Raw genomic sequence first — 12,740 nt, 5'->3', positions numbered from 1 at the left:
ATTGAATGTCCAGTTCAATGCTTTTTTTTATTTTTATCTAATGAAAAACACATTTAAAAATTTCGAAGAATATTTTCTTCTTTTCCCTGAAGAAACTCAGCAAAAACTTGAGAACTTGCGAGAATTTATACATTCCCTGCACTATGATCTTGATGAATATATCGGCTATCAAATGCCTGCATTCAGCTACAAAGAGAAACCGTTAATTTATTTTGCTGCGTATAAAAATCATATCGGTTTTTATCCTCTTCCTGAAGCTATCAGATATTTTGAAAATGACTTCGAAGAAAGGAAATATAAGTTTTCGAAAGGAGCGGTTCAGTTTCCGATAAAAGAAGATTTGCCGTTAGATTTAATTAAAACAATGATTGAATTCAGAATGGTGGAAATTGATCAGAAAAAATCCTGAAACGTTACGTCTCAGGATTCCATTTTTACTTATATAAAAAAACTACTTCTGCTGTAAAACTAATTGGGAGATTGGTTTAATTCTGAAACGGAGTGATTTAAATAAAATTATATTCGTTCTTAATTTTAACTCAATTTTATAAGACTTTAAAAGCTTTTAAGATTCAATTTATTTATTTACATTTTTCATCATACCTTCCACAAACTCAAATGCAGCCGGACAAATCACTGTGTTTTTGATCATTAAATGATTAATCTGATAAATCTTTTTTCGGTCTGTATGAGGATATTCTCTACATGCTTTTGGCCGAACTTCATAGATCGAACAAGTATTGTCCTGGTTCAGAAAAAAACACGGAAGATTTTGTAGAACTTTATCGTTATCTTCATCTACACGAAGGAACTTTGCTTCAAAATCTGACTGCTTCATTTTCAGATGTTTTGAAATGCGTTCGATATCTTTTTCAGTATAAAGCGGCCCGGTGGTTTTACAACAATTGGCACATTGAAGGCAGTCTACCTTTGCAAAAACCTCGTCGTGAGTTTCCTGCACAATATAATCAAGATTTTTAGGAGGTTTCTTTTTTAAACCTTCCAAGAATTTTTTATGCTCTTTCTGCTTTTGTAAAGCCTGTGTTTTGTATAATTCTAAATTCATTATGATCTTTGCGCATCAGAAGTCTTAAGCTCAACTTTCTGATATTCATTAATTTTGTCAAGATCCAATACGGTTGAATCTTTCTCTTTATCAGGACAATACATTGAAATAAATTTTGCCCCGTAAATAATTTCACGAGAAACATACGACGACCTTTGAACAACAGTGTTTGAAAACACTTCATCAAACGCTCTTACATGAACTATTATTTCAATATTCGTATTTTTAAAATCATCTGCAGAAAACCCGAAAAAGGGAGAATTCTCATCAATCTTATGAACTATCGTCCAGTTCAAAGCCAAAGTGTTTATTTTACTGAGCTGAGTTTCCAATCGGTAAAAATTACTTTTCAATGTTCCTTCTTCGTTGATCTCAATCGCTGTCGAAAGTGTAACATCCGCATCTGTCAAAGCATTATTCTTATAAGGAGCCAGCCTGAACATCAACGCTGTAACATCCTGAAAAGGAGCAATTACAGCAATATCTGAAAATCTGAGATAAGCTCTCGGTCTCGAAAATCTACCGTAAAATAATCCTGTTGCAATGGCAAAGGTAAGCAATCCTAAAAATGCCTCAAAGGTAGCAACCAAACTCGCCATAAAACCAACAGGAGCAATTCTTCCATAGCCCACCGTCGTAAATGTCTGCGAACTAAAGAAAAACACATCGATAAATTCGTCTAAAGGGTTACTTTTATCGATTCCTGTAAGATGCTCTACACCGATAAGGTAATAAATAAATGCAAAAACCAAATTGATAAGAATATACATCACTACCAAATACGTAATGAACCGAAACGACGACAAATTGAGCATCGTATGATACCAGCTCAACCTGTTGAAGACATTGATGCCTCTTCTTCTTACATTCGGAAGCCCGTCTTTATTGATGAATCTTCCCGAAGCAAGACTTCCGAAGCCACTGTTTTCAGTGTTTTCCTGACGAATTTTTTTCCTGAAACCTTTTGCCATAATTAGAAATTCATTTGCGCGGTCTTAAATTTAATTTAGCAAAGATAAAATATTGTTTTCATGAAACTTATCAATTAGATTGTCTTCTTTAGGATTTAGAATTAAACTAAATTTGATAAGGAAAATTCATTACAATGAAAAAGTTAGAATCAAGAGAAGATATAGAATTATTGGTGAATTCATTTTACAACAAAGTGGTAAAGGATGAGACGATTGGTTTCTTCTTTAAAGACGTTATAAAAGTAGATTGGGATAAGCATTTGCCAAAAATGTATTCGTTCTGGGAAAGTATTCTTTTTGGACAGATGAGCTATAAAGGAAATCCCATGGCGGTGCATTTCCCTATCAACCAAATGGAAGCGATGGAGAAAAAGCATTTTGAAAAATGGCTTGCATTGTGGAAACAGACAATTGAGGAAAATTTCACAGGTCAAAACGCTTCTATGGCAATCACAAAGTCTGAAAACATAGCCAATTTGATGGCTTATAAAATGGAAATGGCCAGAAAACTTTAGTCTGAGCTACGAATTTCTTTTTCGAATTATAAATTATGGCACAATTACCGTGAAAATGTACGCTGCTAAGTTCACTAATAAAACTGTTCCGTACAATATATTGGTTTTTCCTCTGCTTAAGGATAGCATGACGATAAATACAGACAAAGTAAGAAGAATAATATCCTTTTTATCAAGACCCAACACCAAAGGAATATCATACATAATACTTACGGCAGAAATCGCAGGAATACTCAATCCAATACTTGCTAATGCAGATCCTAAAGCCAAGTTTAAACTCGACTGAAACTGGTTATTTCTCGCCGCACGAATAGCCGCCAGCCCTTCCGGAAGAAGTACAACGCCTGCAATAATAACTCCGACCAAAGATTTTGGTGCTCCCATGCTTTGTACCACGTCTTCGATGGTTTTAGAAAGTCCCTTTGCCATTAAAACAACAACGATCAAACAAACAACCAATAAGAAAAAGCTGACAATTGTCTGTGTTTTATTCGGTATAAAATGTTCTTCTGCATTGCCATCGGCCGGCACAAAATAGCTTCTGTGTCTTACGGTTTGTACCATTAAAAAGACGCCATAGATGACAAGACAAGCGATTGAAACAAAGATTAACTGTGCATTATTATAATAAGGTCCGTTTACACTTGAAGTAAAATTGGGAAGAATCAAAGTAATCACCAAAATAGAAACGATACTTACGAGATATGTTGTCGCAGAAGTTCTGGCAAAAAACTGTTCAAAATATTTGACACCGCCCACCAGGACACAAATACCGATAATTCCGTTAAGGATAATCATAACGGCCGCAAATACCGTATCTCTTGCTAACGTAATAGCCTCTGCACCACCTGCAACCATCAACGAAACAATAAGTGCGACCTCGATAATCGTAATACAGAGTGCCAAAATAATGGTTCCGTACGGTTCTCCGACTTTATGAGCGACTACTTCTGCGTGATGTACAGCAGATAAAACACTGCCGGTTAATAAAATTCCTGCAATAATATCAGAAATAATCCCTTGTCCCATAAATCCTGCGAAATAGTAAATCACAGCAAGAACAGGGAAAATGTAAGTATAATGTAAAAATTCTTTTGGCTTCATAAGTGATCCTAAAATACAAAAAATCTATCGAATTCGCAATCTTAAAAGAAAATATTAATAATATTTTAATGACACCACCACTCAAAATCCTGAAAGTCAGTCAACATATGAAAGAGTAAACCGATGCCGATTATCCTTAAATTTCCTTTAAAAAAGAGCAGCAAAAAATACACCGCAATAGCATAATAAGAATGTAAAAAGTGAAACCCAACGCTCATTCTGTTAGGATCAAAAATAGGATTCGCAAACAAATGATCAAGGTCAACCAACATTGTCGCTAACAGAATTAAGTACACTCTTTTCCATTGATTACGATAAAAAACAAAGGCAATCACCGCAGGGAAAGCCAAATGCAGAAAGTAATGCACGAATGTTTTTAATAAAGCAATTTCTGGAGGACACATAGAGTTTTATCTTAGAATTAATGGATACTTTTCTTTTTTAAATTTAATTTTCACCGTGTAGTCCTGGTTTTTATTTCCATAAAAGAGATATTCGAAATCTTCAAAAAACTGATTCTTTAGAGTTTTAAATGAAGATAATAATAAAGGATTATTTTTGATGAAAATATAATTTTGATTTTTAGTCTCGTTTATTTTTACTGATTTTCGGGTAGATTTTATAGAAATATGGTTTTTATTTACACTCATTAAATTGGGCTGAAAAGGAATTGCTGTAAACTGATTTTTTGCATTGATCCATTTTTTATTTTGAAAATACGTCCAGGCTTTTTCAGGATTGGAAGTCTGAAGCACGATTTCATAATCCGGCTGAACAATTTTCTGATAACTGATTTTCTCAATTTCATTAAAGTTATCATCGTATTCGTAACTGACAATCGTATCATTCACTTGTGTAAGATTAGCGCTCATTTTCAAATGATTAACCGATGTCGAATCTGTCATATTTTCTTTAAAAACAGAACCTATTTTCTTGATATTTTCTGAATCTAATTCAGCATCCAGAAATTGACTTTTCTTATATAAATCTGAAATCAATGATCCGAAATTGGTCGAATTATGTTTATTTTTTATTTCAATCTCATCATCTTGTAAATCGATTGAAAAGTTTTGAGTCCGTAATTCCGAAATAAAAGAAATGCTTCCTAAACCATCATCCATAAAAGAATCTGCATTCAAAACATTATTCCTGAATTTTTGAGAAAACGGTTTTCCGATGTTGTTGAAATTTAAATCGGAAGTTCCGACAATACATTTTTCACCATTAATTTTTACAAAAAACTGGTTGTTTTTAAATGTCCCTTTTCCGTCATTTATAAATTTTCGATCCTTTAAAAATGCTGAAAATTTTTCTTTATCATTGATTTCTAAAACAGTGTACCATTCAGAAATTTTAGTATTATTCAAATGGAAAATCTGCAGAAAATCTGGAATTTCCAATCCGGAATCTGTAACTGAAATTTTATTTTTCGCTCCATTTTTTTCTTCAAACCATTTCGAAGGATGCATTAAATAGCTGGAAATATATTGTCTCTTCGCTTTTTTGACATCAATTAAAACAACAATATCTGCATTGTCAGGAATATATTTTAAGCTTTTATCTTTATGGAAAAACAGAAAATAAACTCCGATCGAAAGCAGAACTATGATGATAAGAAAAATATATTTTTTCTTCATGAGTTTCTTACAAAATGATCTATTTTGGCTACAGCCAATTTACATTAAAAATTAAGAAAACGGGCTAAAGCCCGTTTCTATTACTATCATTTACAAAGTATTTGAAGGCTTTTCAGATTCTGAAATATTATATATCTCATCAAACAAATCAAAGAAATACATCAGGCTGTTTTCTGAAGAATTTTTAATATCATAATTCATTTCAGTCTGAATACTTCCGCCTTTCACTTCGGTTTTAAAGTAAACTTCACCCACATTTTTTCTTAACACATCAAGCGTTTTTCTTTCAGATTTACTTTTAAATTCTTTATCTAAACCAACCAAAAGCTTCTGAATATTCAATCGTCCCGACAAAGGATATTTCGAAGAATCTTTCATCCATTGCTTAGAAACTTCAGTATGGCTATTGGTGTTGATATTATCTTTTGAAGTTGTCACATACACAATTCCTTCTTTTACGGTGAAAAACAACTGATCAACATAACTGTTTTTATTTTTCTCGTCTTTAAAAGCATAAAATTCGCCATTTTTGGAGAAGTTTTTAGCAAAAGCCTTATTGGAAGTCAGCACATTGAAAACTCGTTTCCAATAGTTTTCATTTTCTGTAGCGAATGCAAAAGTAAAGTCGGGAACCATCACATCTTTGGTTTTCTTTACTTCTTTTTCGTTATAATTTTCATCGTAATCGTAATCGGTGTATTCTACGTTTTTAGATTTTAATTCATTCAGAACAAAAATTCCGTTTCCGGGAGCAATTTTTGCGATTGCTTCTTCATCCAAAACGATTTTCATGGTTTCCATCATCAGTTCCATTTCTTTCTGATATTCAGACTCTCCTGTATTTTTCAGCAAGCCGTACATCATATCAAAATATTTAGAACCATTCACATTCATCACATAATAACCGACGCTTTTATCATTAATTAAGGCTGCCAGTTTTTTGTTCTTCTTCCCCTTATAGACTTCCGAAATATTCTTTTGTGTTTCCGGATCTTTATGCTGATAATTATTAACAAGTCTTACTTTATCTTTATCAAAATACAGATTATAAGATGTATTTGAATTATATAGTTTACCTAAAATTCCGGCAAAATTATACGTTGCAGGCATATTTTTGTAAATTCCTTCATTGATAATTCTTCCGTAATCTGCATAGATGAAAACGTCAGAATTTGGGTCTCTGAAGCTCAACATATCTTTGGTCACCGAAAACTCCGCATTTGAACTGAAATACTGATCAAAACGATCTTCCGCAAACTTTTTAACGATTTTGAATTTCTCAATATTCAGCGAATCCATTTCTTTTTGATAGCTTGAATCTACTTCATACGGCGCCTCTTCATAATAATCATCCTGCGAAATCGGCGGTGGCAAAACTTCTGCATTTGGTTTGTAAGTAGAATCTTTTACTGCTTCAGTTATTTCCGGAACTTTCTTTTCTTCTGGATACTTGTGATGCTTTTCTAGATACTTGATGTCTTTCTGAAGTTTTAGAATTTCAGCATTATTATCTTTAATGCTTTCTTTTAAATATTTAATATCGTCTTTCAGATATCCTATTTCTTCTTTATAATCGAAAGGTTTCACTTCTTCCTCATCAATTGCGGAAGCTGCACTGTCAATAGCAATCACTGCACTATCTACAACTGCGACCGTGCTGTCTACAGCATCAATATCGTCCATCCAGTCTCCTTTGTAAGGCTTTTGGTAGCTAATTATACTTAAAACGGCACGGTTTCCACTCCAGGCTACGAAAATATCATCATCAATATCAACGTACGAATAATTGTTTTTTCTGGTTACCTCCTGTCCTTTTTTCTTTACCGAATTGATAAATTCCTGAAATTTTTCCGGACTTTCTAGAGTAAAATTCGTGTTGTAAGATTTCACAGAATCATTCATCGTTGCATAATGATATTGTGTAGCATCGTATTTTATCCCCGTTTTGGAATAGTCGTTCCATGAAGCTTTTTTGTTCTTGCCTTTATCTTTGGTAATTTCCTGTAAAAAAGGGTTGAATTTTTCCCAGTTAACTTTTTTGTTAAGCTGTTTTCCATTCACTTCCATGTAAAAAACCGCATTTTGTGGATCTTTCATTCTGTTTTGCGCAAAAGTGAGCACAAAACCAAAAAGAATAAAGAAAATGGTTTGTGTTTTAAAAAGTAGAGATTTCATTTTTTAATTTGGTTATTGTAGAATAATATTGTTTTGAATCTGTTTTTTCTGAAGGATAAAATCTAAAATATTCCCTTCGAGCTTCATTGCTTTTTTGTTTGGTGAAAGTTGATATGCGCTATTAGATTGAGATTTCACTGTGTTTTCAAACTGCAGAACCGAAGTATATTTAGCATTATTAAAAACTTCTTTATCTGCCGCACTCAGTTTGTCGTAATCACTTTTGAAGGTATTGATCTTATTTCTTGTAAAAATTTTCTTAGCAGAATTATGATTGTAAATCTGTGTAGGAACCATTTTACCTAAAATATTCTTGGCTTTTAATTGATCTAATCCAGCGTTGATGTTTTCAATTTTTTTGAAATTGCAGCTTAGTTTGATGATGTAATTATCAAAATCCATGGACGTTTTAACGTTTGAAATTCCCGGAACGCTTTTAAAAATCCTTGCCGCTTCATTAATTTTAGCCTCGATTTCACCTTTTTTCGGAACTTTTTTACCGTTTATGGTTTCCATTTTTGAGATGGATGCCAATCGTGTTTTGCTTTTACTGGCGTTCAGAATGAGGGAATATTCTCCGCTTCCGTCTGCCTTGACATTGACTTTATCTAAAATATCGAAACAGCTCACTAAGAATAGCAGCGGAAGCAATAGCAAAAAATGTTTTAAAAAATTTTTCATGATTTGAGTTTAAATATATTTTAAATTCGACCTTTCAGATAATCTTGTCTTAGCTGTTCATCTAACTTTTCAATGGCGTATCTAAGGCATGTTCTTGGCATCTGTTTGTAATATTGGTTGAGATAATCGATCAATTCTGCTTCATTTTTGTTTCCCATTTCTCTCAGCAGCCAACCATTTGCTTTATGCACCAAATCGTGAGGATGAAACAGGTTTTGGGTCACAAACTCTTTTGTTAATTCAAAAGACCCCTTTTTAATGTAAAACATAGTCCCAACAACAGCAATTCTTTTGTGCCACATTTGGTCAGAATGAGAAAGCGTCCTTAAAAGACTTTCTTTTTGATTTTCGAAAGCATAGCGTCCTAAAATTTTATAACAACTTGTGTCAACCAGATCCCAATTGTTGATGTACTGAAGATGATTCAAATAAAATTCGATAATTTCTTCTTTTACATTTATTTCTTTTGTTTTTTCAAACTTATAAATCAACATCAGTAAAGCCGTCAACCGATGTTCGTGATAAGGAGAAGCAATCAATTCACTCAATTCTTTCAGATTGATTTTTGAATAATACTCCTTCGCAACCAATCTTTGATCGGGAACCTTCACGCCCAAAAACAAATCACCTTCACCATATTCTCCTTTCCCTGTTTTGAAAAACTTAGGAAAAAAAGCTGCTTTTTCCGGTATGGATAAAACAGCTAATGATTCTTTGATTTCTACAAGGATATTATTTGTCATCTTTATAAAGATCTTTATGATGAGTTGTTCTTACAAAAAATAAATCTTGTCCGTTTTTATAAATATTTAACCATGAACCATCAGGTAAAACTGTAGATTTAAATGTTATTCCACGGGCGAAAACATTAGAATTTTCTAAAGCAAGTATTTGATCTGAAAAGTTAGTGACAACAAGCGGCGAAATATCTAATTTCCCAGTTCCGCTATTTTGTATTGTTTCGTACAAAAGTTGATATTGACTGAAATGAAAATCTCCCTTATCTTGTTCTTTTACTATATAATATAATTTTTGAAGATCCAATAAAAGTTCTTTATTTAAAGGATTTTTCTGATAAAGGATTTTGGCTTTTTCTAAAACCTCAGTTGCTTTTTTAAATGAAATTTTTCTGTTTGAAAACTTGGTAACTTCACCTAGATCATTCATAAATTCACTTCTTTTATAACCATAATCAACATAATTATTTCCATAATAAATATAGTTTAACTGTTCTTGATTCAAAGATTTTGGATTAGTTATAAAAATCTCCAAATTATCATAATAAAATTTTTTAGGATCACTTGTCACATCATTTTTTATCTGTTCAATATTCACCTGTGAAAAGTAAAATCCAAAAAAGAATAATGACAGTAAGAAAAACATTTTTTTCATTTGATAATTCTATTGATTTACAAATATTTAATGACCGTCTTCTAAAGCAATACTTTCCTGCTCCTGTGCTTCTTTTTCAATCTGTTTAGGATTGGCAACTTTAGCAATCGTAAGTCCCTGAACTATAATCGAAAACACAACTACACAATAAGTAATGCTTAAAATAGCATTGCTGTATTCATTTTTCGGAATAGACATGGCCAAAGCGATGGAAACACCGCCTCGAATTCCACCCCAAAATAAAACTTTTATCGTCTGCGGACTAAATCTTGTTCGGAAGGACATAAATTTTGTAGGTCCCCAAATCGAAATAAATCTTGCAATCAAAACCACAGCAATTGCCAATAATCCCGGAACTACATAATGATTTAGATCTTTAATCATCAATAATTCAAAACCGATAAAAAGGAATAAAACGGCATTCAGAATTTCATCGATCAGTTCCCAAAACTTGATCAGATAATCCTGTGTGATAGATTTCATTTTAAATTTGACGTTAAAATTACCCATAAACAATCCTGCCGCAACCATCGTCAACGGACCGGAAACATGCATTTGTCTTGCTACAAGATAACCTCCCATCACTACCGCAAGCGTTACCAATACAGAGATAATATAATCATCAATTTCTCGCATCAATCTGGAAGTAACCCAACCTAAAAGAACACCCAGAAGCAATCCGCCGCCGGCTTCTTTCATTAATAAAATAGTAATATTTTCAACACCTAAATCAACTTCTTTTCCTACAGCCAACTGTAAAACCACTGTAAAAACTACAACCGCCATACCGTCATTGAACAACGATTCTCCGGCAATTTTTGTTTCTAATGACTTTGAAACATTAGCCTGTTTTAAAACACTTAAAACCGCAACCGGATCGGTTGGCGAAATCAATGCTCCAAATACTAAACAGTAAATAAAAGGAATTTTCAGCCCCACCAACGGCAACAGGTAAAACATTCCGAATCCTACAATAAAGGTTGAAATAATTACTCCAGCTGTTGAAAATATAAGAACCGGCCGGAACTGTTCCTTTAAATCATTAATATTAATATGAATTCCTCCTGCAAATAGAAGAAAATTAAGCATTGCTCCCATCAGAACTTCTGTAAAGTCTATACTGTTCATCAAATCATTGAGATGACCGAACGTTTTAGGAAGAAAACTTTCACCAAATAAAACCAAAATGATAGATACCACGATGGCAATGACCATAATTCCGATGGTGCTCGGAAGTTTTAAAAATCTGTAGTTGATATATGCAAAAATGGATGCTAATACGATAAGCGCTGAAAATGAATAATATAATTCCAATAAAATTGTTTTAAAAAATTAAGTCTAAATAAAGTACTTTAATATAAATTTTGTTCTCGCCTTTTTCCCAAACGTCGACGATACCATCTTTCAACGTTTTAGAAGCTCTGGTATAGTCTTGTCCCACATTCATTACATTGAGAAAGATATACTCATCTCCCACACTGTTTACTTTAAATGCTGTTTTTTCTGATTTTCCGTCCCCGGAATCTTTGATAGCATCGGTAAGAAGCCTTAATTGGGAAATGTGATGAGCGAAGTTTCCTATATCTTTTGTCTGATCATAGGAACGCAGTAAAATAAGAATAACATCAAGGTTGGTAGGATCTTTTGAATAAAGTATTTTACCAAGCCTGATGCATTCTATAAAATTGTTGCTTTTGAAAGCCTCTGCTAATTCTTTGAAATCGTCTCCTGTTTGGGAAACCAGATCTTTCCTGAAATTTCTTCCGTAGTACAAATGCTGCGCTTCTATACTGTCGACAGATTTTGGAAGTCCTCTGAATTTAAAGATAAGTCTGTCGTAATTGTACGCAGATTTGGGATTGCTGAGGTTTTTCTCGATATTTTTCAAATCGAGTTTTGTCTTTTGACCAAAGCCAAAAAACGGAAGAATAAGTAAAAAGAATAAAATTCTGCAATTCATTAATCTTCTTTTTCTGAAGCTTCGTCTTCGTCGTTATCGAAATATTCGAAGAGGAAATCATTGTATGGGAATCTTGAAATATGAATCTTCATCACCTCATCATAAACAAGTCTTTTCATCTCAGGGAAATTTTCTTTCGTAAGAGCAGAAATGAAAACTGCAGGGTGCTTAGATTTTGCCATCCAGGTTCTCTTCCACTCTTCAAGAGAAACGTTTTTGCTTGAACTTGGCGTAAGATCATCTTCGTCTTTTTTCTCGTAACTGAAATCATCAATTTTATTAAAAACCATAATCATCGGTTTCTGATGTGCATTGATTTCCATTAAAATCTGATTCACAGATTCGATATGATCTTCGAAGCTTTCGTGAGAAATATCAACAACGTGAATCAATAAATCGGCTTCACGCACCTCATCCAAAGTAGACTTAAATGATTCTACCAACTGAGTGGGCAATTTTCTGATGAAACCTACGGTATCCGTCAAAAGAAAGGGTAAATTTCCGATTACTACTTTTCTTACGGTCGTATCTAAAGTTGCAAAAAGTTTATTTTCGGCAAAAACATCAGACTTAGAAATAGCATTCATCAACGTTGACTTTCCTACGTTGGTATACCCTACCAAAGCAGCACGAACTACTTTCCCGCGGTTATTACGTTGGGTTGCCATTTGTTTGTCGATAATTTTCAGCTTGTCTTTCAATAAAGATATTCTGTCGCGGATGATCCTTCTATCGGTTTCAATCTCTGTTTCACCGGGACCACGCATTCCGATTCCCCCTTTTTGCTTATCTAAGTGAGACCACATTTTGCTCAATCTCGGCAGCAAATATTGGTATTGCGCCAATTCAACCTGAGTTCTTGCATAAGAAGTTTGTGCTCTTTGTGCGAAAATATCGAGAATAAGATTGGTTCTGTCAAGAATTTTTACTTCAATTTCTTTTTCAAGGTTTTTAAGTTGAGAGGGAGACAATTCATCATCAAAAATAATGGTTCCGATCTCATTTTCCTTTACATATTCTTTTATTTCCTGTGCTTTTCCACTTCCTACAAAGGTTTTGGGATCTGGCTGAGTTAAATTCTGAGTAAAGCGCCTGTCTATTGTAGCGCCCGCCGTATGAGCTAAAAACTCAAGCTCATCCATATATTCCTGCAACTTATCAGCATCTTGATTTTGGGTAACAACGCCCACCAAAACTGCCTTTTCGTAACTATGTTGTTTCTTTTCTAGCATTAAATTC

Annotated in this window: 14 protein-coding genes; 2 read left to right on the top strand and 12 right to left on the bottom strand. The window is 33.4% G+C overall.

Annotation, left to right across the window (positions count from 1 at the left end; all coding sequences use genetic code 11):
• Nucleotides 1–40: 40 nt before the first annotated feature.
• On the top strand, nucleotides 41–409 hold the full coding sequence (locus tag OH814_RS10370) for a DUF1801 domain-containing protein (RefSeq protein WP_308828105.1): 369 nt from the start codon (nucleotides 41–43) through the stop codon (nucleotides 407–409).
• A 168-nt stretch (nucleotides 410–577) separates the two neighbouring features.
• Here OH814_RS10370 and OH814_RS10365 read toward each other — a convergent pair whose 3' ends face one another.
• Nucleotides 578–1,066 (bottom strand): YkgJ family cysteine cluster protein, encoded by a 489-nt coding sequence (locus OH814_RS10365; protein WP_279196262.1) that lies wholly within the window; start codon nucleotides 1,064–1,066, stop codon nucleotides 578–580.
• Nucleotides 1,066–2,037, bottom strand: a complete 972-nt coding sequence (locus OH814_RS10360; protein ID WP_308828104.1) for an ion channel — start codon at nucleotides 2,035–2,037, stop codon at nucleotides 1,066–1,068. The genes OH814_RS10365 and OH814_RS10360 overlap by 1 nt, the downstream gene beginning before the upstream one ends.
• Before the next feature lie 134 nt (nucleotides 2,038–2,171).
• Between OH814_RS10360 and OH814_RS10355 the strand changes: the two genes are divergently transcribed.
• Nucleotides 2,172–2,552 (top strand): group III truncated hemoglobin, encoded by a 381-nt coding sequence (locus OH814_RS10355; RefSeq protein WP_076561222.1) that lies wholly within the window; start codon nucleotides 2,172–2,174, stop codon nucleotides 2,550–2,552.
• A 33-nt stretch (nucleotides 2,553–2,585) separates the two neighbouring features.
• On the opposite strand, the gene OH814_RS10350 is transcribed toward OH814_RS10355, so the two are convergent.
• The 10 genes from OH814_RS10350 to hflX form a co-directional block, all read right to left on the bottom strand.
• On the bottom strand, nucleotides 2,586–3,656 hold the full coding sequence (locus OH814_RS10350) for a calcium:proton antiporter (protein WP_076561221.1): 1,071 nt from the start codon (nucleotides 3,654–3,656) through the stop codon (nucleotides 2,586–2,588).
• Nucleotides 3,657–3,721: 65 nt separating this feature from the next.
• Nucleotides 3,722–4,060 (bottom strand): DUF6122 family protein, encoded by a 339-nt coding sequence (locus OH814_RS10345; protein ID WP_159472677.1) that lies wholly within the window; start codon nucleotides 4,058–4,060, stop codon nucleotides 3,722–3,724.
• 6 nt (nucleotides 4,061–4,066) lie between these two features.
• Entirely contained in the window at nucleotides 4,067–5,293 is a 1,227-nt protein-coding gene (locus OH814_RS10340) for a hypothetical protein (protein WP_308828103.1), read from the bottom strand.
• Nucleotides 5,294–5,383: 90 nt separating this feature from the next.
• Entirely contained in the window at nucleotides 5,384–7,468 is a 2,085-nt protein-coding gene (locus OH814_RS10335; RefSeq protein WP_308828102.1) for a hypothetical protein, read from the bottom strand.
• A 12-nt stretch (nucleotides 7,469–7,480) separates the two neighbouring features.
• Nucleotides 7,481–8,149 (bottom strand): hypothetical protein, encoded by a 669-nt coding sequence (locus OH814_RS10330; protein ID WP_308828101.1) that lies wholly within the window; start codon nucleotides 8,147–8,149, stop codon nucleotides 7,481–7,483.
• Between the two features lie 20 nt (nucleotides 8,150–8,169).
• Nucleotides 8,170–8,892: a DNA alkylation repair protein gene (locus OH814_RS10325; protein WP_308828100.1), complete on the bottom strand. Its 723-nt coding sequence runs from the start codon at nucleotides 8,890–8,892 to the stop codon at nucleotides 8,170–8,172.
• Entirely contained in the window at nucleotides 8,882–9,541 is a 660-nt protein-coding gene (locus OH814_RS10320) for a DUF4919 domain-containing protein (protein ID WP_308828099.1), read from the bottom strand. The genes OH814_RS10325 and OH814_RS10320 overlap by 11 nt, the downstream gene beginning before the upstream one ends.
• A gap of 27 nt (nucleotides 9,542–9,568) precedes the next feature.
• A complete protein-coding gene (locus tag OH814_RS10315) occupies nucleotides 9,569–10,855 on the bottom strand; it encodes a sodium:proton antiporter (RefSeq protein ID WP_076561214.1) in 1,287 nt (428 codons plus the stop codon).
• A 10-nt stretch (nucleotides 10,856–10,865) separates the two neighbouring features.
• Nucleotides 10,866–11,501, bottom strand: coding sequence for a DUF4919 domain-containing protein (locus tag OH814_RS10310; protein ID WP_123886419.1), 636 nt, complete (start codon nucleotides 11,499–11,501; stop codon nucleotides 10,866–10,868).
• Nucleotides 11,501–12,733 (bottom strand): GTPase HflX, encoded by a 1,233-nt coding sequence (gene hflX, locus OH814_RS10305; RefSeq protein WP_201132752.1) that lies wholly within the window; start codon nucleotides 12,731–12,733, stop codon nucleotides 11,501–11,503. Before hflX ends, OH814_RS10310 begins: the two co-directional genes overlap by 1 nt.
• Between the last annotated feature and the right edge of the window lie 7 nt (nucleotides 12,734–12,740).

This window comes from Chryseobacterium sp. CFS15, assembly GCF_031118795.1.
Lineage (GTDB): Bacteria > Bacteroidota > Bacteroidia > Flavobacteriales > Weeksellaceae > Chryseobacterium > Chryseobacterium indoltheticum.
The sequence above is the reverse complement of the archived record's forward strand: the minus strand, read 5'-3'. Positions and strand labels throughout refer to the sequence as shown.